The sequence below is a fragment of the Streptomyces sp. NPDC045287 genome, from assembly GCF_056432325.1.
In genome coordinates this window covers 16,512-43,157 of sequence record NZ_JBWKJG010000003.1, presented here as the reverse complement: position 1 = coordinate 43,157, position 26,646 = coordinate 16,512, and the positions used below count along the sequence as shown (strand labels likewise).

Sequence of the window (26,646 nt, the reverse complement as noted above, 5' to 3'; positions counted from 1 at the left end):
CCGCGGCCCGGCCCCTACGACTCCTCCAGCTCCTCCGGCGGCTGATCCGGCCACTCCGACTGCTCCGACTGCTCCGGCCGTTCTGCGGTCAGGTACCGCTGGATCGTCGGGGCGAGCCAGGCGATCAGCTCGTCGCGCGACATCGTGGCCGCGGGCGGGAACCGCAGCACGTACCGGGCGAGTGCCATGCCGAGGATCTGCGACGCGACGAGCGCGGCGCGGCGGGGGGCCTCCGCCGGGTCGGGGCAGACGCCCGCCACCATCGGCCCGAGCTGGGCCTTGAAGATCTCCCGCATGCGCTCGGCGCCCGCCTCGTTGGTGACGCCGACGCGGAGCATGCCCGTCAGGACGTCGTCGGCCTCCCAGCGGTCGAGGAAGTGCGTGACGAGGACGGCGCCGACGTGCCGGGACGGCACGGCGCCCAGCCTCGGTATCCGTAGGTCTATCTCGGAGGCCGCGACGAACAGCCCCTCCTTGTTGCCGTAGTAGCGCATGACCATCGACGGGTCGATGCCCGCGTCGCGGGCGATCGCCCTGATGGTGGCGCGCTCGTAGCCGTCCGCGGCGAACCGCTCGCGGGCGGCCGCGAGGATCGCGGCACGGGTGACGTCCGAGCGGCGCGGGGCACGGGCGGGGGCGGGGGTCGGCGGGGTGTCGACGACGGCGTCTTCCTTCACGCCAACGACTGTAGGCCAACAAGTGTTGACACGCCAGCCCCGCCCGGCTTACCTTTGCCAACAAGCGTTGACCAACGAATGTTGACCAACGACCGTTGACCCACTCGGGTCGGCTTGAGGAGGCAGGCATGACCAGCACGGGCATGACTGGCACAGACACGACCAGCACGGGCACGACCGGCGAGCCGGGCGACCGCACCGGCGCGCACACGGACGTCGCCGTCGTGGGCGCGGGTCCGACCGGGCTGCTGCTCGCGGGCGACCTCGCCTCGGCCGGACTCCGCGTCACGCTCGTCGAGCGCCGCCCCCACGCGACCGGCAACCTCACCCGCGCCTTCGGCGTCCACGCCCGGACGCTGGAGCTCCTCGACGCCCGCGGCCTTGCGGACGAATTGGTGGGAACGGGCACGACCCTCACCCGGCTGCGCCTGTTCAGCAGTCTGGTACTGGACCTCTCGCGGCTGCGCTCCCGCTTCCCGTACCTGCTCGTCACCCCGCAGTACGAGGTGGAGCGGCTGCTGGAGCGCCGCGCCCGGGCCGCCGGCGTGGAGTTCCGCCGCGGCACGGCGCTGCGCGCCCTGCGCCAGGACGCCGAAGGCGTCACCGCCGAGCTCGCCCCGCCGGGGGACGGGGGCGCGGTCACACGCCTCCGCGCCCGCTACCTGGTCGGCGCGGACGGTGTCCGCAGCACGGTCCGCGACCAGCTCGGCCTGCCGTTCCCCGGCCGCTCCGTGGTCCGCTCGCTCGTCCTGGCGGACGTCCGCCTGGCGGATCCCCCCGAGGACGTGTTGGCCGCCAACGGCACCGGCGACGCGTTCGCGTTCGTCGCCCCGTTCGGCGACGGCTGGTACCGGGTCATGGGCTGGGACCGGCGCCACCAGGTCCCGGACGACGTCCCCGCCGACCTCGACGAGATCCGCGGCATCGCCCGCCGCGCCCTCGGCTCCGACTTCGGGATGCGCGATGCCCGCTGGATCTCCCGTTTCCACAGCGACGAACGGCAGGTATCCGCCTACCGCGTGGGCCGCGTCCTGCTCGCCGGCGACGCCGCGCACGTCCACTCCCCCGCCGGCGGCCAAGGCATGAACACCGGTCTCCAGGACGCCGCGAACCTCTCCTGGAAGCTCGCCGCCGTCCTGCGCGGCGACACGGACGACCCCGAGGCGCTCCTCGACAGCTACCACGCCGAGCGGCACCCGGTCGGCACGGCCGTCGTCCGCGGCAGCGGGACGATCATCCGCCTCGCCATGGCCCGCACGCCCCTCCGGCGCGCCGCCCGTACCGCCGTCGCCCGACTCGTCACCACGGTCCGGCCGGTCTCCGCCGCCGTGACGGGCATGCTCAGCGGAATCGCCGTCTCCTACCCCGCCGGGCGCGGTGCGCACCGCCTCGCCGGGCGGCGCGTCCCGGACCTCCTGCTCGCCGAGGGCCGCCTGTACGAGCTGCTGCGCGCGGGCTCCTTCGTCCTGGTCGCCCCCCGGGACACGCACCCGGCCGCTCCGGAGATCGCCGCCGCGCCCGGCGGGGTCGTACGGGCCGTGTGGGCGAACCCCTCCCGCCGCGGCGCCCTGCTGGTCCGCCCCGACGGCTACATAGCCTGGGCCCGGGGCTGAACGCCGCCCGGCCGGGGACCGGGCGCCGCGGACGCACGTCCCTTCGGCGACCGCGGACCGTACCCCATCACCCGGGGCGTCTCAGATCAGACAGTCGGGCGGCGGTCAGAACACGTACGGGTCTCCGGTCGCCAGGACGATCACGCGGTGGTCGTTGTTGTCGGGGCTGCCGTCGGTCGCGCCGCCGTTCCACGCCGTGTCCACGCGCACGGTCAGTTCCTGCGGCGCGCCCGTGATCCGCAGGTCCAGCAGGGTCTCCCGCCGCTCGCCGTCCGCGGCCAGCGGCCCCGTCGAGCACAGCACGACCCGCTCCCCGCCCCACACGCAGCCGGCCGGCAGCCTCCGGCCCACCGAGACGACCGGCGCGGACACCTCCACGCGGAACGTCATGTCCTCCAGAGAGGACGGCCCCTGGTTCCGTGTCAGCACCGTCACGTCCAGCCGGTCGCCGGAGAGCGTGGCGTAGCCGTGGTGCATCACATCGGCTTCCGGGCCGACCGCCCCTGCACCACTGCCCGCACCGAACACCGCCGCCATCGCGACGGACACCGCCGCAGCGGCCCTACGCATCGCCATCATGCCCGGAAGATACCGCTTTCCCGCCCTTCATCCCGCGTCAGCCACGCGGACCTCGACCCACCGACCCACGACCGCCCCAAGTGATGATCATGTACACCACACTCAGTCGCGGAAGACGCCTATCCTGGCGGCGTACCGCTCACCGGCCCGAGGAGCCCGCAGACCATGACCGCCGCCCTGCCCGTCGCCGTCGTCACCGGAGCCAGCAGCGGCATCGGGGCCGCGACCGCGCGCCACCTGGCCGCGGCCGGCCACCGCGTCGTCCTCACCGCCCGCCGCAAGGACCGCATCGAGGCCCTGGCCGCCGAGCTGACCGAAGCCGGTCACCAGGCCACGGCGTACGCCCTCGACGTCACCGACCGTCCGGCCGTCGACGCCTTCGCGGACTCCCTGGACCGCTGCGACGTCCTGGTCAACAACGCCGGAGGCGCGCTCGGCGCCGACCCGGTGGCGACCGGCGACCCCGAGGACTGGCGCCGCATGTACGAGGTGAACGTCCTCGGCACGCTCCACATGACGCAGGCGCTGCTGCCCGCGCTCACCGGGAGCGGCGCCGGCACGGTCGTCGTGGTCTCCTCCACGGCCGGCCACGCCACGTACGAGGGCGGCGCGGGCTACGTCGCCGCCAAGCACGGCGCCCGGGTGCTCGCCGAGACGCTGCGCCTGGAGATCGTCGGCACGCCGGTCCGGGTCATCGAGGTGGCGCCCGGCATGGTGAAGACGGAGGAGTTCGCCACCACCCGGTTCCGCGGCGACACGGAGCGGGCCGCGAAGGTCTACGAGGGCGTGCCCGACCCGTTGTCGGCCGATGACGTGGCCGACACGATCACCTGGGCCGTGACGCGCCCGCCCCACGTCAACATCGACCTGCTGGTCGTCCGCCCCCGCGCCCAGGCGTCGAACCAGAAGGTCCACCGGGAGGGCTGACCCGCCGGGACCGTCTGGACGGCCGAGCCAGGCCGGGCAGGTCAAGCGGGCGGGTCAGGCCACCGGGTGGGGTTGTCGGGCTGGGGCGGGGCAAGTCGGGCCGGGCCGGGAAGACCAGGTGGCCGGGCCAGCAAGCGGGGGGCCGGGCCGGGAAGACCAAGCCGCCGAGCCAGCGGGCGGGCCAAGCCGGGCGGGGGCTGCCGGGCCGGGCCGGGCCGGGCCGGGCCGGGCCGGGCCGGGCCGGGCCGGGCCGGGTGGCGAACGAGCGGGCTGGGCGGGTGGCTCAGCCCTTCACGCAGACGACCTGCTTCAGCTTCGCCACGACCTCCACCAGGTCGCGCTGCTGGTCGATGACCTGCTCGATCGGCTTGTACGCGCCGGGGATCTCGTCGACGACGCCGGAGTCCTTGCGGCACTCCACGCCCCGCGTCTGCTCCTCCAGGTCCCGCGTGGAGAACCGGCGCTTGGCGGCGTTCCGGCTCATCCGCCGGCCGGCTCCGTGCGAGGCGGAGTTGAAGGACTTCTCGTTGCCGAGGCCCTTCACGATGTACGAGCCGGTGCCCATGGAGCCGGGGATGATCCCGTACTCGCCGCTCCCGGCGCGGATCGCGCCCTTCCGGGTGACGAGCAGGTCCATGCCGTCGTACCGCTCCTCCGCCACGTAGTTGTGGTGGCAGGAGATCTCCCGCTCGAAGGTCACCCCGGCCTTCGTGAACTCCTTGCGGACCACGTCCTTCAGGAGCGCCATCATGACCGTGCGGTTGTACTTGGCGTACTCCTGCGCCCAGAACAGGTCGTTTCGGTACGCGGCCATCTCCGGCGTGTCGGCGACGAACACCGCGAGGTCCCGGTCGATCAGGTCCTGGTTGTGGGGCAGCCCCCGGGCGACTCCGATGTGGTGCTCGGCGAGCTCCTTGCCGATGTTCCGCGACCCGGAGTGCAGCATCAGCCACACCGATCCGGTCGAATCCAGGCAGACCTCGACGAAATGGTTACCGCTTCCGAGCGTTCCCATCTGCTTCGCAGCCCGTTCCTGACGGAACCTGACCGCTTCCGCGATGCCGTCGAACCGCGCCCACAGGTCGTCCCACCCGGTCGCCGTGAAGCCCCGGAGCCGTCCGGGGTCGAGCATCTCGTCGTGCATCCCCCGGCCCACCGGGATCGCCCGCTCGATCCGCGACCGCAGTCCGGACAGGTCGCCCGGCAGGTCGTTCGCGGTGAGCGACGTCTTGACGGCCGACATCCCGCAGCCGATGTCCACACCGACCGCCGCCGGGCAGACCGCACCGCGCATGGCGATGACGGACCCGACCGTGGCGCCCTTGCCGTAGTGGACGTCCGGCATCACGGCGAGACCCTCGATCCACGGCAGGGTCGCGGTGTTCCGCAGCTGTCGGAGGGCGACGTCCTCCACCGTGGCGGGGTCCGCCCACATCCGGATGGGGACCTTCGCCCCCGGCATCTCAACGTACGACATACTTCTTCGGTCCCCCAGAAAAGTCAGAAAACGCAAAATCCGGTGCCAGAACTGACATAAGTGACAGCAGACCGGCAGCAACGGCGCGCGTGCGATACACATTGTGTTCACCGGCCGCCAACCACCGGCAAGCTGTTTTCACCGTGACCGCAGGGAAGGGAGCCCGGGACCGTGCAGCGAAGGGCGTACGCATCCGGTCTGGCCGCGCTCCTCGCGGCACTCAGCGCCACCGCCCTCGCAGGATGCAGTTCCGGATCCGGAACGAGTGGTTCCGGCATCGACGCCAAGGCGGGCACCGCCGCCGGGCCCATCGCCCAGCCCGGCCGCTACCGCACCCTCTTCGAACCGTGCGGTTCCGTCCCCCACGCCACCCTGCAGGACATGCTCCCCGCCGTCACCGCCCTGCCGGCCGAGCAACGCGACCGCGTCCTGCGCGGGACGGCCGCCGTCACGTACGACACGGACCGCCGCGTCGGCTGCACCTGGAAGGCGGACGGCCCGGACGCCATCCACCACCTCACCCTCGACTTCGAGCGCGTGGTCTCTTACGACCCGTCCGTCAGCGACGAGACGCGGGCGCAGGAGGTGTACACGACCAAGGAGTCCGCCGCCGGCCTGACCCCCGCCTCGCCCCCCGCCACGGACCCGGGCACCGGCACGGCCACCAGCCCCGCGCCCGGGACCGCCGGGCCCACCACCGGGCCCACCACCGGACCGACCACCAAGCCGACCGCCGGGCCGACCGGCAGTCCCACCGCCCCCGGCACCACCTCCGCCACCGCCCCGGGCACCGCCCTCGCCCCCGCCGTCGCCGGACGGCAGCCGCAGACCGTTCCCCCCGGCGCGCCCTCCCCCACGGCCTCCGCGCCCCCCGAGGGCCTGGAGTCCCGGACGCTGACCGACCTGGGTGACGCGGCGTTCCTCGACGACACCCTCGCCCCGGCCGGTTCGGCCACCCAGCAGCGCGTCGTCAGCGTGGTGTTCCGCACATCGAACGTGATCGTGACCGTGCGGTACGCGGCCCAGCCCACGCGTGTCGGGGAGGTTCCGGACAGTGAGGAACTGCAGGAGAAGGCGTGGCAACTGGCACACCGTCTGGCCGAGCGGTTCGAGGAGTGAGCCGCGCCCCGGGCGCCGGCGCACCGCGCCCCGGCGCGTGCCGGGGTGCGCCGACGGCCCCCGGCGGGGCGCCCGGACGGGCTACCGTGGCCGGGCCGGATCGCCCGGACCGTACGACCGGACCGCATGGCGGGCCGGTACGAGCGACTCGTACGACAAGCGACAGAGCGACTGAAGGAACCATGCACCGATCAGCCCCGCGTCTCACCCGCATACTCGCCTGCGCCGCCGTCCCGGTGATGCTCGTCGCCGCCGGCTGCTCGTCGGACGACTCCGGCTCCGGCGCGTCCGCGTCCGCGTCGCCCTCCGCGTCCGCGGCGTCCGGCTCTCCGGCGGCGCCCACCACGTCGGCGGCGCCCTCGCCGAGCGTCGCCCCGGCGAAGTTCGCCAAGCTGCCGGACGCGTGCAAGGCCATCACCGCGAAGACGGTCGAGGACCTCGTACCGGCAGTGAAGAAGAAGTCCGGCACGCCCGGCAGGTCCTCCGACCTGAACAACCGCGGGAACTGCTCGTGGAACGGCCTGAAGGACAGGGGCGTCAAGGGCTCCGACTACCGCTGGCTGGACGTCTCGCTGCTGCGCTTCGACTCCGATCCGACGCTCGGCAGCGGCGAGGAGCGCGCCCAGGAGAAGTACTCGGGCAAGGTCGACGAGGCGAAGGCGACTGAGGGCGCCATCGACGTGCGGACGTCGCCCGTGCCGGGCGTCGGGGACCAGGCCCGCGCCGTCAGCTACTCCCTGAAGAAGACCGATGAGACCTTCCGCTACGGCGTGATCGTGGTCCGCACGGAGAACGTGCTGATCACCGTCTCCTACAACGGCACCGGCTACGCGGGCGCCAAGGCCCCGGCCGCGGGCGACGTGATGGAGGGCACGGTGAAGGCCGTCAAGGACGCCGTCGCCGCCGTGGCCGCCGCCAACAAATAACGCCCGACAGCGGCAGAACGACGGGATCCGGCCTCCCCCGGGCGGCCGGGTCCCGTACGCGTGTGCCAGGCTGTGCCCGCGAAAGCGCATGCGAACCAGGGGAGGGAACCGCGGGTGGCCGCGATGCAACTGACACGGATGCACCGCGTTCTGATCGGTGTCGTCGTCGCCGGCGCCGTGATCATCGCTGCGATCGGCTTCGCGGGCTCGTACGCGGCAGTGCGGGAACTCGCGGAGAACAAAGGTTTTGGCGACTTCTCCCTGGTCTTCCCGATCGGCATCGACGCGGGCATCTGCGTGCTGCTGGCCCTGGACCTGCTGCTGACCTGGCTCCGGATCCCCTTCCCGCTGCTGCGCCAGACGGCATGGTTGCTGACCGCCGCGACGATCGCCTTCAACGGCGCCGCCGCATGGCCGGATCCGCTCGGTGTGGGGATGCACGCCGTCATCCCGATGCTGTTCGTCGTGGCCGTCGAAGCGGCCCGGCACGCGGTGGGCCGGATCGCGGACATCACGGCCGACAAGCACATGGAGGGCGTACGGCTCACCCGGTGGCTGCTGTCGCCCGTGCCGACGTTCCGGCTGTGGCGGCGGATGAAGCTGTGGGAGCTGCGGTCGTACGAGCAGGTGATCAAGCTGGAGCAGGACCGGCTGATCTACCAGGCGCGCCTCCAGGCCCGGTTCGGTCGCGGGTGGCGGCGCAAGGCGCCGGTGGAGGCGCTGATGCCGCTGCGCCTCGCGAAGTACGGCGTACCGCTCGCGGAGACCGCCCCGGCGGGCCTGGCGGCGGCGGGCATCGAACCGGTGCTGCTGCCCCCGAACCCGGCGGCCCACCAGGCACCCGCGCCGCTGGTGGCCGCCCCGGTGGCGGAACTCCCCCAGGCGGAGCCCTCCGGGCCCCGGCCCGTGGCGCCCGTGCAGCCGGAACCGCAGGTCCGGGCACCGCAGTCCGTGCCCGCCCGGCCCCAGGCACCCGGCCAGGACCGGACCCAGCCTCCAGCTCAAGCCCCGGCACCGGCACCGGCCCACGCTCAGGAGCAGGCCCAGCCCCCGGCCCAGCACCGAGCCCCGGACCAGCACCAGCAGGCCCACCCGCAGTCGCACCCGGCCCCGGCCCCCCACCCGCAGCCCGCGTCGGAGCCCCAGCCGCAGCCCGCACGCCAGCCGGAACCGCAGCCGGCTCCCCAGCCGCAGCCCGCACCGGAGCCTCAGCCGGAGTCCCACCCGCAGCCCGCGCCCCAGCCGGAGTCGCACGCCGTCCCGGCCAACCACGTCAGCCCCTGGTTCTCCGCGCCCAAGCTCCCCCAGGACACCGCCTACGCCGGTTCGTACGACCCGGCGGCGAACGCCGAGGCGTCCGCCCGCGTCCCGGAGGCGGAGGAGGACGAGTACGTCCGCGCGGCGTACGGGGCGTTCCAGGAGTACGTCGGGGAGAACGACAACCCGCCGAGCGCCGACACCCTCGCCCTCCTCCTCTCGGAGGCGTACGGCCTCCAGCACCCCCGCGCCGTGCCCCTGCTCCGCAGGCTGCTCCCGGACTTCATCACCCGGTACCAGGCCGAGTTGGAAGCCGAGCACATCGCCTGACCGGCCGCCCGGCCCGGATCAACGGGCCGCGGCGCCCGGCCGCCCCCGGCAGACGGCGACGACCACCCCGACGACGGCAGCCCCGATGACGACCAACCCGGCAGCAGCCACCCCGACGACGGCAGTCCCGACACCAGCCAACCCGGCAGCAGCCACCCCGACGACAGCGGCTCTGGCGACGACGTCCCGGCAACGGCCGCCCCAGAGCGACCGACCCGTCACCCCAGCCGCCCCCGGCGACGGCGCCGTACAGGGGCGTGGCTCCCTCGCCCGGGGAGCGCAGCCCCGCACCCGCTCCCCGAACTCCCGCCCGGCGATGCCCAGCGCCCTCCGCACCCCCACGAACCATCCAGTGCCGCCGTGGGTTCCCTCGTGCCGCGAGGCTCCCGCGCCCATCCCATCACCCCGCCGTACGCGGACCGCAACCCCGCCTCGCCCGAACGACGCGACGGCGGGCAACGAACGGCGCGACCACGGGCCACGGACGACAGACGACAGACGACAGACGACAGACGACGAACAACGGACGAGGGGCCCCACCCGCAACGGGTGGGGCCCCTCGTCCGTCATCCGGGGCGCGCCGCCCCTCGTGTCACGCGCCCAGCAGCTTGCGGACGCGGTCCGCGCCGACCGCCAGGAGCAGCGTCGGGAGGCGGGGGCCCGTGTCCCGGCTGACGAGGAGGCGGTACAGGAGGGCGAAGAAGTCGCGCTGGGCCACCTTCAGCTCCGGCGTCGGCTTCGCCTCCGGCTCCAGACCGGCCATGACCTTCGGGACGCCGTAGACGAGCGTCGTCAGGCCGTCCAGCGACCAGTGGCTGTCCAGGCCCTCCAGGAGGAGCCGCAGCGACTCGCGGCCCTCGTCGTCGAGGGAGCCCAGCAGCTCCGTGTCGGGCTCGTCGCGCACGATGGTGCGGGCCTCGGCCGGGACCTGCGTGGTGATCCAGTTCTCCGCGCGGTCCAGCCGCGGCCGCGCCTCGTCCAGCGACGTCAGCGGGTTCGCCGGGTCCAGCTCGCTGAGGATGCGCAGGGTCTGCTCGTCGTGTCCGGCGGTGACGTCCACGACCGAGGCGAGCGTCCGGTACGGCAGCGGGCGCGGCGTGCGCGGCAGCTCGCCGGCGGCCGTGCGGACGGCCCGCGAGTGCGCGGCGGCGTCGGCCGGCAGCGCCGTGCCGTCCGCGACCTTGGCCTCCAGCTTGTCCCACTCGTCGTAGAGCCGCTGGATCTCCTGGTCGAAGGCGATCTTGAAGGACTGGTTGGGCCTGCGGCGCGCGTACAGCCAGCGCAGCAGCGGCGCCTCCATGATCTTCAGCGCGTCCGCCGGCGTCGGCACGCCGCCCTTGGAGGACGACATCTTCGCCATGCCGGAGATGCCGACGAAGGCGTACATCGGGCCGATCGGCTGGACGCCGTCGAAGACCTCGCGGACGATCTGCCCGCCGACGACGAAGGACGAGCCGGGCGACGAGTGGTCGACGCCGCTGGGCTCGAAGATCACGCCCTCGTACGCCCAGCGCATCGGCCAGTCGACCTTCCAGACCAGCTTGCCGCGGTCGAACTCGTTCAGCAGCACCGTCTCGGAGAAGCCGCAGACGCAGGTGTACGCCATCTCGGTCGTCTCGTCGTCGTACGCCGTGACGGTCGTCAGGTCGCGCTCGCAGCGCCCGCAGTACGGCTTGTACGGGTAGTAGCCGCCGGCGCCGCCCGAGCCGTCGTCCTCGCTGGCCGCGCCGGAGCCCTCGGCGGCCTCCAGCTCGGCCTCGTCGACCGGCTTCTGCTGCTTCTGCTGCACCTTGGCCTTGGGCTGGCCGGTGGTCTTGTCCTTCGTCCGGTACCGGTCGAGGATCGCGTCGATCTGGGCGCGGTGCCTCATCGCGTGCAGGATCTGCGCGCGGTAGGCACCGCCCGTGTACTGCTCCGTCTGGCTGATGCCGTCGAACTCGACGCCCAGCTCGGCGAGCGACGCGACCATGGCGGCCTTGAAGTGCTCCGCCCAGTTCGCGTGCGGGGAGCCGGCCGGGGCCGGGACGGACGTCAGGGGCTTGCCGATGTGCTCGGCCCAGGAGTCGTCGACGCCGGGGACGCCGGCCGGGACCTTGCGGTAGCGGTCGTAGTCGTCCCAGGAGATCAGGTGCCGGACCTCGTGCCCGCGGCGGCGGATCTCGTCGGCCACCAGGTGCGGGGTCATGACCTCGCGGAGGTTGCCGAGGTGGATGGGGCCGGACGGAGAGAGACCGGAGGCGACGACGACCGGTTTGCCAGGCGCACGTCGCTCCGACTCGGCGATGACCTCGTCCGCGAAACGGGAGACCCAGTCGGTCTCGGTGCTGCTCTGAGCCACGATCGGCACGTCCTTGGTGTTCTATGCGGGTTTCGAAGGGCTGGTCCCGGGGCGGCGTCGCCCCTCGGCCATTCTCCCAGACGGGACGACCGGACCGGAGGTTGTCCACAGGCGGGATCGTCCGTGGTCCGCCGGTTGTCCACAGGGCGGGGAAGCCGTGGGAAAGAGGTTGCTCGGCCATGGGACACTTGACAACCGGAATAGCACGACACCGGCACAGCCCGGAAACCACAGACCCCGAAACAGGAACGGAAGCTCATGGCCTCGGTCCCTTCTCTCGCTTCGACCGTGCAGCAGCGCCTCGCGGACGCCCTCTCGGCAGCCCTGCCGGAGGCCGGTGCCGCCGACCCGCTGCTGCGACGAAGCGACCGGGCCGACTTCCAGGCCAACGGCATCCTGGCGCTCGCGAAGAAGCTCAAGGGCAACCCGCGCGAGCTGGCGACGAAGGTCGTCGGGGCGCTCTCGGCGGACGACGTGCTGAAGGAGGTCGAGGTCTCCGGCCCCGGTTTCCTCAACGTCACGGTCAGCGACCGGGCGATCGTCGACACGCTGGCGGCCCGCGCCGCCGACGACCGCCTCGGCGTGCCGTACGCGGAGGAGCCGGGCACGACGGTCATCGACTACGCCCAGCCGAACGTGGCGAAGGAGATGCACGTCGGCCACCTGCGGTCCGCCGTCATCGGGGACGCGATGGTGCAGATCCTGGAGTTCGCGGGCGAGAAGGTGATCCGGCGCCACCACATCGGCGACTGGGGCACCCAGTTCGGCATGCTCATCCAGTACCTGATCGAGCATCCTCACGAGCTGGACCACAAGGCGGACACGGACGACACGCAGACCTCCGGCGAGGAGGCCATGTCGAACCTGAACCGGCTGTACAAGGCGTCGCGCGCGCTGTTCGACTCCGACGAGGAGTTCAAGGCGCGGTCCCGCGACCGGGTGGTCCTGCTGCAGTCCGGCGACCCGGAGACGATGCGGCTGTGGCAGCGCTTCGTCGACGAGTCGAAGATCTACTTCTACTCGGTCTTCAACAAGCTGGACATGGAGATCCACGACCCGGACGTGGTCGGCGAGTCCGGTTACAACGACATGCTGGACGAGACGTGCCGCCTCCTGGAGGAGTCGGGCGTCGCGGTCCGCTCGGAGGGCGCGCTGTGCGTGTTCTTCGACGACGTGAAGGGCCCGGACGGCAAGCCGGTCCCGCTGATCGTCCGCAAGTCGAACGGCGGCTACGGCTACGCGGCGACGGACCTGTCCGCGATCCGCGACCGCGTGCAGAACCTGGGCGCGAACACGCTGCTGTACGTGGTGGACGCGCGGCAGTCGCTGCACTTCAAGATGGTCTTCGAGACGGCGCGCCGGGCGGGCTGGCTGGGCGACGACGTGAAGGCCGTCCAGTTGGCGTTCGGCACGGTCCTCGGCAAGGACGGCAAGCCGTTCAAGACCCGTGAGGGCGAGACGGTCCGGCTCGTGGACCTGCTGGACGAGGCGATCGAGCGCGCCTCGGCGGTCGTCCGGGAGAAGTCCGAGAGCCTGCCCGAGGCCGAGCGCCTCACCGAGGAGGAGATCGCCGAGCGCGGCGCCCAGGTCGGCATCGGCGCGATCAAGTACGCGGACCTGTCGACGTCCGCGTCCCGCGACTACAAGTTCGACCTGGACCAGATGGTGTCGCTGAACGGCGACACGTCGGTCTACCTCCAGTACGCGTACGCGCGTATCCGGTCGATCGTCCGCAAGTCCGGCGACGCGAAGCCGGTCGCCCACCCGGAGCTGGAGCTGGCCCCGGCGGAGCGCGCGCTGGGCCTGCACCTGGACCGGTTCGGGGAGACGCTCACCGAGGTGGCCGCGTCGTACGAGCCGCACAAGCTGGCCGCGTACCTGTACCAGTTGGCATCGCTGTACACGACGTTCTACGCGGAGTGCCCGGTCCTCAAGGCGCCGACGCCGGAGCAGGTGGAGAACCGCCTGTTCCTGTGCGACCTGACCGCGCGCACGCTCCGCCAGGGCATGGCGCTGCTCGGCATCCGGACGCCCGAGCGCCTCTGACACCCGAGCGCCTTTGACGCCCGAGCGCCTCTGACGCCCGAGCGCCTCTGACGCCCGCCTCCGGTCGCCGCGCCCGCGCGGCACGGCGACCGGACGGGCCGCCCGTCAATCCGGGGGCAGGCCGCCCGTCAGCCCGGGACAGGTCGCCCGTCAGTCCAGGGCAAGCCGCTCATCAGCCCGGGGCAGGTCGCCCGTCAGCCCTCTCCCGTCGCGTGCGGGATCCACCCGTTGCCGCCCAGCGGGTGGTCGAAGGTGGGGCGCCCCGTGGTCGCGCTCGTCGCGAAGGGCCGGCCGCGGTCGTTGATGAGCAGCGTCCCCCGCCGCCCCCCGCTGCTCCATTCCAGTTCCAGGTACCAGCGCACGAAGTGCCCGGCGGTGTGCGCCGTGACCCGCAGCATCTGGGGGTCGTCCGCGGACACCTTGTACGGGAAGTCGCTCGCCGGGATCTCCCGGTCGCCCTGCAGCCCCGCGACGGGCACGGTGCGCGGGCTCGCCGCGTCCAGGTTGACGTCGAGGCTCATGGGCCTCATCTCACCGCCGCAACCCACACCCATCGTGTACGCGTTCCAGGGCAGCGGCGCGTCCTTCTTCACCACCCGTACGTGCAGCGCGTGCAGCACCACCGTCTCGTCGCCCGCGGCCTGCACGGTCAGCTCCATCAGCATGTCCCCGCCGGGCACCCCGCCCAGCGGGGTGACCCAGTCGCGTGCGCCCTGCTCCGAGGGCGGCGGCGGGACCTGGGCGGGCGGCCGGTCCAGCACGTACATCTGGCTGCACGGGTCGCGCCAGACGTACGGGCGCACGTCGACGGTCAGCGGTACGCCGCCGTCGCGCCGCTCCGGCGCGGCTCCGCGCGGGGACGCGGCCCCGGACGGCCCGGGCGCGGCGGTGGCCGGGGCCGTGGTGGGGGCGGGAGTCGCGGTGACGGAGGGGCTGGAAGTGCCGGACGGGCCGGATGATGACGGCGTCGCGGAGGCGCTCGGACCGGCGGAGCCGGTGGGGGCGAGGGGCGGGGCCGATGCGGTGCGCTGCTCGTCGTCCACGGCGATGGTGTCCTTCGGCGCGCGGGAGTCCATCGTCACGGCGAGCGCGACGGAGGCGGCCAGGGCGACGACGGCCGCCGCGGCGGCGAGGCGGACCCGCCGCCGGGACCGGACGCCACCGGGCCGCCGGGCGGGCCCGGGCACGATGACGGCCACGGGGTCGGAGTCGGAGTCGGAGCCTGCGGCCGGGGCCCCACCGGGCCCGGCCGGGCCGGCGGACGGCACCGCACGGGGCCGACCGGCGGGACCAGCCGAGTCGGCCGGCTCGGCGGGCTTGGCGGGTTCGGCGGGCCTGGCCGGTTCAGCAGGCTCGGCGGGCTCGGCCGGTTCGACGGGCTCAGCCGGTTCAGCCGGTTCAGCAGGCTCGGCCGGCCTGGCCGGCCTGGCCGGCTCGGCAGGTACAGCCGTGGAGTCGTCCCGCGCGGGTTCCGCCGCCGCCCCCGGCCGCTCCCCCACGGGGGAAGGCTCCGGAACAGCTCCCTCCCCTTCCACCACCGGTGCGCCTCCCGGACCGGCGGCTCTCCCCGGCCGTCCAGGTGCCGGCGCCTCCGGCGACGCCTTCGACGGCGCCTCCGGCGGGGCAGTACGGCCGCGGCGCCGGGCCTCGTCGGCGACGATCCAGCGCCGGTGCAGCGCCACCATCTCGTCGCGGGACGCCCCGCACAGCCGCGCGAGCCGCTCCACGGGGGCGAACTCCGTCGGCACGGCGTCACCGTTGCAGTAGCGGTGCAGCGTCGACGTGCTCATGTGCGCCCGCTTGGCGAGCGCACCGTAACTGAGCCCGGAGCGCTCCTTGAGCCCCCGCAGCGCCTCCGCGAAGCCTTCCATCCCGGTCTCCACCCAGCCTCCCCCTCCACTGCACCGTTCCAGGAACGCGTTCCAGGCACCTGACGGAGCCGCAGGTCAGAGACGTTCCAGCATTCCAGCGTTCCTCATTGTCCCGCGTCGATTGCCCCGGGATCACGCTGCCCGGCACGGTGTGTCCAGCACCACGGAGACAGGAGCACCGATGCGGTCCCGCTACCGCCTCGACCTCGTCGACGCCTGTGCCGTCGGCGTTCTGATCGTCTGCACGGCGATCCTCATCTCACTGATCAACCGTCACTGACCGCACCACCAACGGGGAGTACGAACCATCATGCGCACCTTCCGCACCCGCACCACCGCCGCCGCCGCGACCGCCCTCCTGGCCGCGCTCTCGCTCACCGCCTGCCAGAACGGCGACGGCTCCGACGCGGGCGCCGCCCCCTCCGCCGCCCCGGCCGCCGCCGCCTCCACCGCGCCGAGCGGCCCGGCCGCCCAGGCCCCCGCCCCCGCGGGCTCCGTCTCCCCCGCCGGAGCGAAGGGCGGCAGCAGCGGCACCGGCACCGGCACCGGCAAGGACAGCAGCGGCAGCGGCGACAAGGCCAAGCCCGCGGCCCCCGCCGGGAAGGGCGGCGCCGGAGACCCCGCCTCCTTCACCACCTGCACCGGCGACAACACCAGGGTGACCGCCGTCCAGCCGGCCCGCCCGATCAACCACCTGCTGCTCACCGCCACCAACACGGGCTCCCGCACGTGCCTGGTGTACGCCGCGCCGCTCCTCCGCTTCGACGACGCGCAGGCGGCCGTGCCGTTCATCGAGGGGAGCCGCCCGCAGGCCGTCGTCACCCTCGCCCCCGGCGAGTCCGCCTACGCCTCGGTCGTGCTGAGCGGCGAGCGCGCGCCGGAGGAGGCCAACGGCCGCGTCGCCAAGCGGCTCGCCGTCCTGTTCGCCTCGCGCGACGCCTCCGGCTCGGTCGGCTCGCCCGCCGTGGTGAAGCTCCCGGCGAGCACCTACATGACCGACGACGCGGCCGTGTCGTACTGGCAGGCCACGATGGACGACGCCCTCACCTACTGATCGACCATCCACCGGTCAACGGTTCGTCGATCAACCGTTCACCGCTCAAGGGGGCGGCGTCAGGGGACGCCGCCTCCTCGGGCCTGCGCCCGGGCCCCGACCCACGCCAAGACCAAGCCCGGCGCAGGCACCCGACCCGGGTTCCAGATCGGCACAGGCCCCGGCCCGGAGCACGCACCCGGCTCGGGTCCCAGATCGGCACAGCCCCCGGCCCGGAGCACGCACCCGACCCGGCTCCGGGACCAGGGACAGCTCCGGGACCAGGGACGGGCCTCACATCAACGGATGCGACGGCTTCCCCTTCGCCTCGTCGATCTCGACGTGGGCCTTCTGCAGCAGCTGCGTGCCGATGTCCATCAGCGCGCGTGCGCCGGCGATCTCCTCGCCGACCCGCAACTGCCCGGAGTCGGACGGGTGGCGCTGTGCCTGCCCGTGCCCCCGCACCTCGGTCCCGTCCCCGAGCCGCACGAGCGCGGCGGCCTTGGTCCGGTTGCCGTCCTCCTGGAACTCCATGTCGACGTGCCATCCGACTAGCGTGTGCATACGGAACACCTCCAGTACCTCCCTTCCAGGGTGCTCCGCCTCACCGCACTCCGCCCCTCCGCGTCCCCGACGAGCCGGCCCGCGCCCGCCACGGGGGCGGGCCGCCGCTGGTAGGGCCGCTCCACCGGCATCCCGGCACCGGACAGCGCCCGCCCCCGTGTTCCCGCAGGCCCGCCCCGGGCTCGCCCGGGTCCTCGGGTCTCCAGACCGAGGAGACCGTTCGCCCCGGTACGCCCGGACCACCGCAGCACCGCAGCACGCGTGTGGTTGCGGCCACGGACCCCGGTGAAAGACTGAAAAGACCCACCACCAGGGACGCCGACGAGACAGGCGTCCCCGTCCGCACGGAGAAGGTGAACGACCGTGACGGCCGCTGACAACGACTCCCCACACGCAGTACGGCTGATCTTCGAGTACGAGGGCCCGGACATCCGTCTCGTCTCGCGTCAGCGGTTGGAGACGACTCCGCCGCCCGGCGACCGGGGGGAGGACCTGCGGGCGACGCAGGGCTTCTGGGTCGAAGTCCGCGACGCCGAGCACAACGTCCTGTACCGTCGCGTCCTCCACGATCCCGTACGGTACGACGCCGAGGTCTTCTCCGAGGACCCCGACCGGTCGATCGCCAGGGTCCCGGTGGAGACGCCCCGGGGGACCTTCGCGATCCTGGTGCCCGACATCGAGGCTGCGGACCATGTCGCGCTCTTCAGCGGTCCGCTCGACCGCGGAGCCGGTCCGGCGCCCGCCCCCGCGTCCGAGACGGCCCGGTTCGCCCTGCGGCCGGGGACGGACGACGTACCGGACACCGGCGAGGCCCCGGACGCGAACCGGGACCCGAGCACGGGCCGGGCCCCGGACACGGACCAGGGCCCGGACGCCGACGAGAGGGGGCGGTGACGATGACCACCGCCGACGGAACCGTCATCGGCACCACGAAGATCGTTGACAACGGGCCGGCGGCACAGCGCTGGAACCTAGTGATCATGGGTGACGGCTACACCCGCACGCTGCTGGGCAAATTCGGCAACGACGTCCAGTCGTTCGTGAACAGGCTCCGCACCACCCCGCCCTTCGACTCGCTGTTCCGCGCCGTCAACGTGTACCGCGTGGACGTCAGCTCGACCGACAACGGCGCCGACGACCCCGCGGCGTGCGGCGGCTCCGGGGCGACGGCACGGACGTACTTCGACGCGTCCTTCTGCAACAACGGGGCCCGCCGGTTGCTGGTCGTCAACAACACCACAGCGCTGACGGTCGCGGGCAACCAGGTTCCGCAGTGGAGCATGGTGATGGTCGTCGTGAACTCCACCGTGTACGGCGGCTCCGGCGGTTCGGTGGCGGTCTACTCCCTCGCGTCGGGCGCCGTCGACATCGCCCTGCACGAGATGGGGCACACGGCCTTCGGCCTGGCGGACGAGTACGAGTACTACCTCGGCTGCGGCGTGGACACCGACCGCAACCACCACCCCGCCATCGAGCCCGCCCAGCCCAACGTCACCGTCAACGCCAACCGGGCGACGAACAAGTGGCGGGACCTGATCGCCTCGTCCACCGCCATGCCGACGACGGACAACCCGGACTGCACGCGGTGCGACCCCCGGCCGAGCCCGGTCCCGGCCGCCACGGTCGGCGCCTTCGAGGGCGCCCACTACTACCACTGCGACGCCTACCGGCCCCAGTTCACCTGCATGATGCGGGCCTTGGGCCATCCCTTCTGCGCGGTCTGCAAGCGGCGGATCCGCCAGACCCTCCGGCCCTACCTGCCGGTCACGGCCGGCCAGGTGGGCGTTCACGAGGGCACCGAGGCACCCGGAGGTCTTCCGGCCCGGTAGCGACAGGAGGGTCCGACCCGTCTGACGGGGCCGAGCCGCCGCCCTCCGACCCCGCCCTCCCACACCGACCCACACCGGCCGCACCCCGCCCTCCCACACCGGCCGCACCCGCGCCGACTCCCGCCCCCACACCGGCCGAGCCCGCGTCGGCCCCGCCGCCCCACACCGGCCCCGCCCCCGTCCACCCCCGGCCACCACCGCCGGAGCGCGAGCGGGAGTCGGCCCGCGCACCGGCGGCGACCCGTCGCGGGTGACCTCCACCACCTCCGCCGGGAAGGCGGCCCCCCGTGCGGCGGCCCGTCCTACGCTCCCCGCATGCGCTACGAAGACGGCCCCACCGCGACCGCCGAGACCCCCGTCGCCGCACCGCCCGCCCGCGTCTGGGACCTCGTGACGGACATCGGCCTCCCCGCCCGCCTGAGCCCCGAACTCCAGCGCGCCGTCTGGCTCGACGGCGCCGCCGCCCCCGCCCTCGGGGCCCGTTTCGAGGGCCACAACTCCCACCCCCTCGTCGGCACCTGGCGCACCCACTCCCACATCGTCGAACTGGTCGAGCACCGCTCCTTCGCGTGGGCCGTCACCGACCCGGACGGACGCTTCGGCGACGACGCCCCCGACCCCGGCCGCCCCCTGGCGACCTGGCGCTTCGACCTGTCCCCCGCCCCCGGCGGCACGACCCTCCTGTCCCACTCCGCCCGCCTGGGCCCGGCCCGCTCCGGCGTCAGCCTCGCGATCGACCGCGCCCCGGACCGCGAGGAGGCCATCGTCGCGACCCGCCTGGAGGAGTTGCGCGCGAACATGGCGGCCACCCTCGACGGCATCAGGTCCCTGGCCGAGCGGCCGGACCTCCGCTGAGAATTCCGCGCGGCGGTGTCATCCGGGTCCGCCGCGCCGGGAGTTTGTACGGGTGGAGAGGCGCCCCTCCGTCGAGTCCACCCGCAGTTCCCGAGGAGATCCGCACCCATGACCCGGACGAAGAAGTACGCGGCCGTCGCCGCCGTGGCCGCCATGCTGGTGGGCGTGCCGGCCGGGGCGTACGCCGCCACAGCGCGGGACACCACCGCGCCGACCGCCCGCACCGCCCCCGTCCCCGCCGCCACCTCCGTCGCCGCCCCCGCCGCCACCATCGCCGCCACCGTCCCCGCCCCGCGGCAGGAGGCGCGGCGCCCGGCGTCGGACGTGCGCGTCGTCCGGTCCGGTGAGCGCGTCGACGCCGGCCGCGGCTGGACGCTGTGGCTGACCCGCGACGGCAAGCACTGGGCGGGCCCGGACGGGTACGAGAACTTCCGCAGCGTCGTCGACGGCAACCTCGACCTGTCCCAGCCGGGCGTCAGCCACCAGTCGGAGGGCGGCCAGGACGGCGTCTTCCACTCCGGCGTGTACTACGGCACCAAGAAGGCCGCCCGCATCGAGCTGGTCGCCGCCGACGGCACGCGGACCCCCGCGTCCCTGGTCGAGCTGCCCGGCAGGCCCGGCTGGGGCGCCTGGTACGTGCACACGCCGCCGTCGACCGGCGGCGGCCCGGGCGTGGCCCTGTACGACCGCACCGGCAAGCTCCTAGCAGAGCTGCCCGCACGGGACTTCTGACCCACCCCCTCCTCCGCGGCAGGGCCCGACACGGGGTGGGCCCTGCCGCGGAGTCCACGGAGCACCCGTCGCCGCCCCGCCCCACCGCCGTACGAACGCGAGGTTCCGCACCGTGCCGCACGAGTCCGACTCCGAGGCCACCGACTTCGCCGCCTTCGCCACGGCGGCCTGGCCCCGCCTGGTGCGCACGGCCCGGCTCCTCACCGGCGACTACCACGAGGCGGAGGACCTGGTTCAGACCACCTTGGTGAAGGTGTACGCGCGCTGGCGGAAGGTCCCCCGCGACGAGATCGACGCGTACGTGCGCCGGGCCCTGGTCAACAACAACCTCAGCCGCCTCCGCAGGAAACGGGTCGTCCACCTGCTGATGCCGTTGCTGCCGGACACCGCCCGGCACGCCCACGCGGGCCACGCGGACACGATCGACCAGCGCACCGCCCTCATGGCGGCGCTCGCCGACCTGTCCCCGCGCCAGCGCGCCGTGATGGTGCTGCGGTACTGGGAGGACCTGAACGAGCAGGACATAGCGGAGGTGCTGAACTGCTCGCTCGGCACGGTCAAGACCCACGCCCGGCGCGGGCTGGAGGCGCTGCGCACCCATCCCGTACTCGCCCCCCGCCTCCACGCCTCCCCCGGAGCCCAGCGATGATCCCCGAGCCCCCGACGCGCACGGAAGACGAGGCGGCCGATGCCGCCCGGAAGCTCCGCGCGGTGTTCGCCGAAGCGGCCCACGACATCACCCCCGCCCCGGTCCCGCTGGCCGCCATCGAGCGGGCGGGCCGCGCCCGGCGCCGCCGCCGTACGACGGCCCTGACCACGGGCTGCGCGCTCACGGTGACGGCGATGACGCTCGCCCTGCTCCACACCCTGGCGCCCTCGGACCCCCCGTCCGTGGCGTCGCCGCCGGCCCTGGAGAAAGGAGCGAACCGGCCCGTCGGCCCGTCCCCGTCGCCCTCCCCGTCCACGTCCCCGTCCGCGAAGCCGCCGAGGGTCGTCGCGCCGGGCGAGCGGGTGGACGCCGGGGGCGGCTGGAAGGTCTGGCTCACCCGGAACGGCAAGTACTGGTCGGGCCCGGACGGCTACGAGAACTTCCGCAGCGTCACCGATGGCAACATCGACCTGTCCCAGCCGGGCATCAGCCACCAGTCGACGGGCGACGAGAAGGGCGTCTTCCACTCCGGCCTCTACTACGGCACCAAGAACGCCGCCCGCCTCGAACTCACCGACACCGCCGGCCGCAGGACCACCGCGACGCTCCTGGAACTCCCCGGCGAACCCGGCTGGGGCGTCTGGTACGCCACCACCCCGCCCGACCCGTCCGGCGACGGTGGCAGCGGCGAGAAGCTGGCCCTCTACGACGCGTCGAGCCGGCTCATCACGACTTTCCCCTGACCGGGCGCCGCGCCCGCCGACGCGCCGCCGACCGGGACCCGGTCCCGAGCCGGCGGAACCGTCGCGGTCGCGCGGCGTCCCCCAGCAGCGGGGTCAACGGGGTGCCCCGGCTCCAGGGTTCGAGCAGGTCGAGGTCGACCAGCAGCGGCCTGCGGCGGGCGGCGAACCTGCGGGCCCCACGGGTGATCTCACCGACGGCCACGAAGACGGTCGCCTCGGCGCCGAGCTCCGCACGCGCCGCCTCGTCGAACTCCCGCAGGCGGCGGCGGTTGACGAACGGGTTGCTGCCCACGGTCCGCCAGCACTTGACGGCCAGTGTCCGGCCGTCCGGCAGCCGGCCGACCAGGAGGTGGCCCAGGTCCGCGGGCCCGCCGACCCGCCGCATGTCGGCGCAGCCGTCGCGACGGCACAGACCGGCGACGTACTCCATGAACTGCAAGTCGTCCATGTCGTCCGCCGGTTCCGGCAGGCTCCGCAGCCGTTCGCGCCGCTCCCACTCCGCCCGGAGGCGCGGGAGGAGGCCGCGGTCCTCTTCCGTCTCGCGCGCGCAGTACAGGTAGACGGCCACCATCACACCGCACCCCAGTAACACCCGCACCACGGTGTCCACGCGCGTTCCCCTCCCCGAGACCGACCCCCTCTCGTCCTTCCCACGCCGTGGGGCGTGGGGAACACGGCGGAGGCCGGTCACGGGAGGGTTCCGGGTCAGTCCCGCCGCAGCCGCTGCGCGACCTCGGTCGCCCAGTACGTGAGGATCATGTGCGCGCCCGCCCGCTTGATGCCGGTCAGGGACTCCAGGATCGCCTTGTCCCGCTCGATCCAGCCCCTCTCCGCGGCGGCCTCGACCATCGCGTACTCACCGCTGATCTGGTACGCCGCGACCGGCACGTCCACCGCGTCCGCGATCTTCGCCAGGACGTCCAGGTACGGGCCCGCGGGCTTCACCATCACCATGTCGGCGCCCTCGTCCAGGTCGAGCGCCAGCTCGCGCATCGACTCGCGGACGTTCGCCGAGTCCTGCTGGTACGTCTTGCGGTCGCCGCGCAGGGAGGAGCCGACCGCCTCGCGGAACGGCCCGTAGAAGGCGGAGGCGTACTTGGCGGTGTACGCCAGGATCGACACGTCCTCCTTGCCGATCGTGTCCAACGCCTCCCTGATCACGCCGACCTGACCGTCCATCATGCCGCTGGGGCCCACCACGTGGACGCCCGCGTCGGCCTGGACCTGCGCCATCTCGGCGTACCGCTCCAGCGTGGCGTCGTTGTCGACGCGGCCCTCGGAGTCGAGGACGCCGCAGTGGCCGTGGTCGGTGTACTCGTCGAGGCACAGGTCCGACATGATCACCAGCTCGTCGCCGACCTCGGCCCGCACGTCCCGGATGGCCACCTGGAGGATGCCGTCCGGGTCGGTCCCGGCCGTACCCGCCGCGTCCTTCTTGGACTCCTCCGGCACGCCGAACAGCATGATCCCCGAGACGCCCGCCTCGACGGCCTCCGCCGCGGCCTTCCGCAGCGTGTCACGGGTGTGCTGCACGACCCCCGGCATGGCCTGGATCGGCACCGGTTCGGTGGCGCCCTCGCGGACGAAGGCGGGGAGGATCAGGTCGGCGGGGTGCAGGCGGGTCTCCGCGACCATCCGCCGCATGGTCGGCGTGGTGCGCAGCCGCCGCGGCCGCGCCCCGGGAAAGGATCCGTACGCAGTCATGCCCTCACGCTACGCCCGCCCCACCCGTGCCTTTGCCGACGCGGAGTCGGCGCGCCGCGAGGCCCGCCGCAGGCCGAACCGACCGCGCACGGCAGGGCCGGCGCGATCACCACCGCACCCACCGTCCGCCGCCCCGGCCTTCAGGCCGCGCGTACCGCCACGCCCGCACCGCTCGTCACGTCCGCCCCATCCGTACCGGATCGGCAGTCGCGGCAGCGGCCTCCTTCCGGTGCCCGGAAGACCCGTTCGCAGCCGTCGCAGTCCTGGAAGGGGTACGGGCGGGTGGCGCCGCCCGTGCTCGCCGCCGCGTCCGGCGGCGTCGGAGCGCTGGGCAGCGGCGGGGGCAGCAGTTCGCGGAGGCGGTAGGCGAGCACGCCCGCCGGGTGCTTCATGACGGCGGGCAGGTCGGCGGTCAGCGTACGGCGGACGGCGGCCGGGGTGGCGCCCCGCGCGAACCAGTCGATGACACCCGGGGCCAGCCTGCGCACGTCCCGCAGGGACAGGGTGAGGCGCTCGTCCGCGCGGCGCAGGCCCGCGAGGAGGGCGACCGCCTCTTCGTACCGCCCGCCCGGTCCGTCGGGAGACGGTTCCACGGGCGCGGGAGCGCCCAGGACACCCGCCCGCACCCCAAGGGCCCCTGTCCGCGCCTCCGAAGTGCCCGCCTCCGAGGCACCCGCCGGGGTGTCCGGACCACCAGGGGCTTGGTCGTCCTCCTGCGGGCCCTCGGGCGCGTCCGCGCCCTCCACCGAGCCACGCCCCCCGGCCCCGGCCTGGCCCCCGGCCCCGGCCCTCACCCCGGCCCGCTCCGTCACCATGCGCCCGGCGCCGGCGCGGCGGGGTGCGGGGACGGCCGAGGCGGCCACCCGCGCGGCGAGCGGCGTGTGGTGGGCGTACGTCCGGGTGACCAGGCGGCCCGCCTCGGTGTGTTCGCGGACCCGCTCCAGGTAGCCGTGCGCCTCCAGCTCCCGCAGTGCGAAGGCGATCCGGTCCCGTCCCTCGGGGAAGCGCTCGGCGAGGCTGCGGATGTCGACGGGGGTGCCCTCGGGCACCGACAGGATGTGGGTCGCCAGCCCGATCGCGGTCAGCGACAGGTCGTGGTGCTGGGCGAGGTGGTTGCCGACGACCACGTACTGCCCGGACTGGTACGTGCGTACGTGGATGACCCCGGAGGGGGTGGTGGTCCGTCGAACGCCCTGCTTCGGGCACGGGGCGGCGCTAGGCTTCGTCTCAGCCATGGGGAAGGTCTCTTCTTCCTCGTTGGTCAGGCCCTCGCACTGGGATTGCCGTCCCGGCGGGGGCCGATGCATATGTGCCTTGTGGGAGCGCCGAGTTCACCTCGGCCTCGGGGCGAGCCTGCACCCCCGAACCACCGCCGCACCACCCACTCCCGCCGATTTCACCCGGCCGGGTGACCTACGCGAGGTTTGGTTGGTTGGGTTGGTTTTTTCCCCGGGTTCTTAGGTCTTTTACCGCCCGCCGCCCCGGCTCCCGCCCCACCCGGCTCCGGTGCGCGGACCACCGCCCGAGACCGACGCTCACGACGAACGACACCCACGCACCAACAGCCCGCGCCCCCTCACCCGTCGAAGTCCCCCGCGCCCTGGCCCGCAGGCCACCGGTGGGGCGCGAGATCCAGCTCCGCCCACACCGTCTTGCACGGCACCGGCCCGGTGCGCACGCCCCAGCGGTCCGCCAACTCCTCGACCAACAGCAGCCCGTGCCCCGACTCGGCGAGCGCCTCCGCGCCCGCTCGGCCCCGGACGGGCAACCGGTCGTCCCGGGTGTCGGTGACCTCGACGCACAGCGTCCCCGACGCGGCGGCGGAGAGCGTCAGACGGAAGCTCCGCCCGGGTACGCGGCCGTGCAGAACGGCGTTCGCCACCAACTCCGCCACGACGTGCCGCACCGGATCCACCGGCAGTCCCCAGTCCTGCAACTGCTGGGCCGCGAGCAGCCGGGCGAGACGGGCGCCGCGACGGGTGGCGGAGAGCGGCACGGTGAACCGGCGCAGCAGGACGGGAGTCGCCGCCTCGACGACGGAACCGCTGGTGAGAGCGTTTTGAGGATTCATGTGACCCAGCGTGTCCACGTGTGCGTAGCCTGTGAAGGAAGGCGGCCCGTGCGAAGGGGATCTGTCCGCGCGCCGTCCGGTTCTGTCCGGGTGGTACGGGGTGACCGGGCGGGGGCGCGCGGAGTTGGACCGGGGAGGGCTCGACGGGAGGGCGGGACGTGAGCGACTGGGACGTGGAGGCGGACGACGACGAGGTCGGGGCCGTCATCAAGGCCGTGGCCCGACAACTCAAGCTCTGGCGCGAGGCGGCCGGGCTGACGCAGGCGGAGTTCGGCGCGGCCATCGGGTACGGGGAGGAACTGGTCTCGTCGGTGGAGCGAGGGCGGCGCATCCCCCGGCCGGAGTACCTGGACCGGGCGGACGAGGTGCTGGAGGCGGGCGGCAAGATCGCGGCGATGAAGGGGGACCTGGCGGAGATCCGGTACCCGAAGAAGGTACGGGACGTGAAGCGGCTGGAGGCCGAAGCGGTCGAGATCTGCTCCTACAACAACTCGGTCATCGACGGCTTGCTGCAGACCGAGGAGTATGCGCGGGCCGTGTTCGCCTCCCGCAGACCGCCTTACACCGAAGAGCAACTGGAACAGCAGGTAGCTGGCCGGATGGCTCGCCAGGCGATCGTGGGAAACGCAACAGCCAGGCCACTCTTCAGCTTTGTGCTGTGCGAGGCGACTCTGCGCCGACTCATCGGAGGCAAGATGGTGATGCGCGGGCAACTCGAACGGCTGTCGGAAGTTGCTCGGCTCCGGAACGTCGACCTGCAAGTCCTGCCTCTCAGACGAGAGGAGAACTCAGGTCTCGACGGTTCGTTCCGACTGCTCAAACTCAGGGACGGAGGGACCATGGGACTCAGCGAAGCACCACTCACAAGCCGTGTCTTCTCAGGTCCCAAAGAGACCACGGCTCTCGACATGCGCTATGGGATCATCCGGGCGCAAGCTCTCACACCACGAGAGTCGCTCGGCCTCATCGAGAAACTGCGGGGAGAAACATGAGCCTCAAGCCATCTGACGGAGCTGGTACCGAGCTGGAGTGGATAAAGAGCAGCTACAGCACAGCGGACGGCCCGTCCTGCGTCGAAGTCGCCTGGGTAAAGAGCAGCTACAGCGGGGCGGACACCCCCTCCTGCGTCGAGGTGGCCACTGCCCCCGGCCGGATCCTCGTCCGCGACTCCAAGAACCCCGCCGGTCCCCGCCTCGCCCTCGCCCCCGCCACCTGGGCCGCCTTCCTGCCGTACGCCTCCGGGAACTGATCGCGCGAACGCGTACGGCCCCGCACCCGAGTCCACGGGTGCGGGGCCGTACGCGTG

General features: G+C 73.4%; 25 protein-coding genes. 15 read left to right on the top strand and 10 right to left on the bottom strand.

Annotated features, from left to right (window positions below):
- Positions 1 to 14: 14 nt before the first annotated feature.
- On the bottom strand, positions 15 to 677 hold the full coding sequence (locus AC07D6_RS06010; protein WP_479042423.1) for a TetR/AcrR family transcriptional regulator: 663 nt from the start codon (positions 675 to 677) through the stop codon (positions 15 to 17).
- A 128-nt stretch (positions 678 to 805) separates the two neighbouring features.
- Here AC07D6_RS06010 and AC07D6_RS06005 point away from each other — a divergent pair, with 128 nt between their 5' ends.
- Entirely contained in the window at positions 806 to 2,290 is a 1,485-nt protein-coding gene (locus AC07D6_RS06005) for an FAD-dependent oxidoreductase (protein WP_479042420.1), read from the top strand.
- Between the two features lie 105 nt (positions 2,291 to 2,395).
- Here the strand turns inward: AC07D6_RS06005 and AC07D6_RS06000 are convergent, their stop codons facing one another.
- A complete protein-coding gene (locus AC07D6_RS06000) occupies positions 2,396 to 2,869 on the bottom strand; it encodes a hypothetical protein (RefSeq protein WP_315876685.1) in 474 nt (157 codons plus the stop codon).
- 165 nt (positions 2,870 to 3,034) lie between these two features.
- On the opposite strand from AC07D6_RS06000, the gene AC07D6_RS05995 reads away from it, so the two are divergent.
- The gene (locus tag AC07D6_RS05995) at positions 3,035 to 3,796 is read left to right on the top strand and encodes an SDR family NAD(P)-dependent oxidoreductase (protein ID WP_315876684.1); all 762 of its coding nucleotides are present in this window, start codon (positions 3,035 to 3,037) and stop codon (positions 3,794 to 3,796) included.
- 283 nt (positions 3,797 to 4,079) lie between these two features.
- Here the strand turns inward: AC07D6_RS05995 and AC07D6_RS05990 are convergent, their stop codons facing one another.
- Complete coding sequence (locus AC07D6_RS05990; protein ID WP_479042417.1) at positions 4,080 to 5,273, bottom strand: RtcB family protein; 1,194 nt, start codon at positions 5,271 to 5,273, stop codon at positions 4,080 to 4,082.
- Positions 5,274 to 5,444: 171 nt separating this feature from the next.
- On the opposite strand from AC07D6_RS05990, the gene AC07D6_RS05985 reads away from it, so the two are divergent.
- The 3 genes from AC07D6_RS05985 (at position 5,445) to AC07D6_RS05975 (ending at position 8,905) form a co-directional block, all read left to right on the top strand.
- Entirely contained in the window at positions 5,445 to 6,392 is a 948-nt protein-coding gene (locus tag AC07D6_RS05985; RefSeq protein WP_479042415.1) for a DUF3558 domain-containing protein, read from the top strand.
- Between the two features lie 182 nt (positions 6,393 to 6,574).
- The gene (locus tag AC07D6_RS05980) at positions 6,575 to 7,318 is read left to right on the top strand and encodes a DUF3558 family protein (protein ID WP_315876681.1); all 744 of its coding nucleotides are present in this window, start codon (positions 6,575 to 6,577) and stop codon (positions 7,316 to 7,318) included.
- A gap of 123 nt (positions 7,319 to 7,441) precedes the next feature.
- Positions 7,442 to 8,905 (top strand): DUF2637 domain-containing protein, encoded by a 1,464-nt coding sequence (locus AC07D6_RS05975; RefSeq protein ID WP_479042412.1) that lies wholly within the window; start codon positions 7,442 to 7,444, stop codon positions 8,903 to 8,905.
- A gap of 592 nt (positions 8,906 to 9,497) precedes the next feature.
- On the opposite strand, the gene lysS is transcribed toward AC07D6_RS05975, so the two are convergent.
- Positions 9,498 to 11,252: a lysine--tRNA ligase gene (lysS, locus tag AC07D6_RS05970; RefSeq protein ID WP_315876679.1), complete on the bottom strand. Its 1,755-nt coding sequence runs from the start codon at positions 11,250 to 11,252 to the stop codon at positions 9,498 to 9,500.
- A gap of 249 nt (positions 11,253 to 11,501) precedes the next feature.
- On the opposite strand from lysS, the gene argS reads away from it, so the two are divergent.
- Entirely contained in the window at positions 11,502 to 13,289 is a 1,788-nt protein-coding gene (gene argS / locus AC07D6_RS05965) for an arginine--tRNA ligase (protein WP_479042409.1), read from the top strand.
- 194 nt (positions 13,290 to 13,483) lie between these two features.
- Here the strand turns inward: argS and AC07D6_RS05960 are convergent, their stop codons facing one another.
- On the bottom strand, positions 13,484 to 15,160 hold the full coding sequence (locus AC07D6_RS05960; RefSeq protein ID WP_479042408.1) for a helix-turn-helix domain-containing protein: 1,677 nt from the start codon (positions 15,158 to 15,160) through the stop codon (positions 13,484 to 13,486).
- Between the two features lie 310 nt (positions 15,161 to 15,470).
- Between AC07D6_RS05960 and AC07D6_RS05955 the strand changes: the two genes are divergently transcribed.
- Positions 15,471 to 16,214 carry a DUF4232 domain-containing protein gene (locus AC07D6_RS05955; protein WP_479042406.1) on the top strand — a complete coding sequence of 248 codons (744 nt, stop codon included), beginning with the start codon at positions 15,471 to 15,473 and terminating at the stop codon, positions 16,212 to 16,214.
- Between the two features lie 273 nt (positions 16,215 to 16,487).
- On the opposite strand, the gene AC07D6_RS05950 is transcribed toward AC07D6_RS05955, so the two are convergent.
- Positions 16,488 to 16,757 carry a DUF1876 domain-containing protein gene (locus AC07D6_RS05950; protein WP_315876675.1) on the bottom strand — a complete coding sequence of 90 codons (270 nt, stop codon included), beginning with the start codon at positions 16,755 to 16,757 and terminating at the stop codon, positions 16,488 to 16,490.
- A gap of 363 nt (positions 16,758 to 17,120) precedes the next feature.
- Between AC07D6_RS05950 and AC07D6_RS05945 the strand changes: the two genes are divergently transcribed.
- From AC07D6_RS05945 to AC07D6_RS05920, 6 genes are all read left to right on the top strand, one after another.
- A complete protein-coding gene (locus tag AC07D6_RS05945) occupies positions 17,121 to 17,651 on the top strand; it encodes a hypothetical protein (protein ID WP_479042404.1) in 531 nt (176 codons plus the stop codon).
- Positions 17,652 to 17,653: 2 nt separating this feature from the next.
- Positions 17,654 to 18,586, top strand: coding sequence for a M64 family metallopeptidase (locus AC07D6_RS05940; RefSeq protein WP_479042960.1), 933 nt, complete (start codon positions 17,654 to 17,656; stop codon positions 18,584 to 18,586).
- A 315-nt stretch (positions 18,587 to 18,901) separates the two neighbouring features.
- Entirely contained in the window at positions 18,902 to 19,441 is a 540-nt protein-coding gene (locus AC07D6_RS05935; protein ID WP_479042401.1) for an SRPBCC family protein, read from the top strand.
- Between the two features lie 108 nt (positions 19,442 to 19,549).
- Complete coding sequence (locus AC07D6_RS05930; protein ID WP_479042399.1) at positions 19,550 to 20,173, top strand: hypothetical protein; 624 nt, start codon at positions 19,550 to 19,552, stop codon at positions 20,171 to 20,173.
- 112 nt (positions 20,174 to 20,285) lie between these two features.
- Positions 20,286 to 20,822 carry a SigE family RNA polymerase sigma factor gene (locus tag AC07D6_RS05925; protein ID WP_315876669.1) on the top strand — a complete coding sequence of 179 codons (537 nt, stop codon included), beginning with the start codon at positions 20,286 to 20,288 and terminating at the stop codon, positions 20,820 to 20,822.
- Positions 20,819 to 21,565, top strand: coding sequence for a hypothetical protein (locus AC07D6_RS05920; RefSeq protein ID WP_479042396.1), 747 nt, complete (start codon positions 20,819 to 20,821; stop codon positions 21,563 to 21,565). Before AC07D6_RS05925 ends, AC07D6_RS05920 begins: the two co-directional genes overlap by 4 nt.
- On the opposite strand, the gene AC07D6_RS05915 is transcribed toward AC07D6_RS05920, so the two are convergent.
- The 4 genes from AC07D6_RS05915 to AC07D6_RS05900 form a co-directional block, all read right to left on the bottom strand.
- Positions 21,549 to 22,175 (bottom strand): restriction endonuclease, encoded by a 627-nt coding sequence (locus tag AC07D6_RS05915; protein WP_479042393.1) that lies wholly within the window; start codon positions 22,173 to 22,175, stop codon positions 21,549 to 21,551. The two genes, AC07D6_RS05920 and AC07D6_RS05915, sit on opposite strands and share 17 nt — an antisense overlap.
- A 95-nt stretch (positions 22,176 to 22,270) precedes the next feature.
- A complete protein-coding gene (gene hemB / locus AC07D6_RS05910) occupies positions 22,271 to 23,269 on the bottom strand; it encodes a porphobilinogen synthase (protein ID WP_479042391.1) in 999 nt (332 codons plus the stop codon).
- Positions 23,270 to 23,409: 140 nt separating this feature from the next.
- Complete coding sequence (locus tag AC07D6_RS05905) at positions 23,410 to 24,504, bottom strand: helix-turn-helix domain-containing protein (RefSeq protein WP_479042388.1); 1,095 nt, start codon at positions 24,502 to 24,504, stop codon at positions 23,410 to 23,412.
- 341 nt (positions 24,505 to 24,845) lie between these two features.
- Positions 24,846 to 25,340 (bottom strand): ATP-binding protein, encoded by a 495-nt coding sequence (locus AC07D6_RS05900; protein ID WP_479042385.1) that lies wholly within the window; start codon positions 25,338 to 25,340, stop codon positions 24,846 to 24,848.
- Between the two features lie 158 nt (positions 25,341 to 25,498).
- On the opposite strand from AC07D6_RS05900, the gene AC07D6_RS05895 reads away from it, so the two are divergent.
- Both AC07D6_RS05895 and AC07D6_RS05890 read left to right on the top strand, forming a co-directional pair.
- Positions 25,499 to 26,332 carry a helix-turn-helix domain-containing protein gene (locus tag AC07D6_RS05895; protein ID WP_479042381.1) on the top strand — a complete coding sequence of 278 codons (834 nt, stop codon included), beginning with the start codon at positions 25,499 to 25,501 and terminating at the stop codon, positions 26,330 to 26,332.
- Positions 26,329 to 26,589 (top strand): DUF397 domain-containing protein, encoded by a 261-nt coding sequence (locus tag AC07D6_RS05890; RefSeq protein WP_479042379.1) that lies wholly within the window; start codon positions 26,329 to 26,331, stop codon positions 26,587 to 26,589. Before AC07D6_RS05895 ends, AC07D6_RS05890 begins: the two co-directional genes overlap by 4 nt.
- Positions 26,590 to 26,646 lie beyond the last annotated feature (57 nt).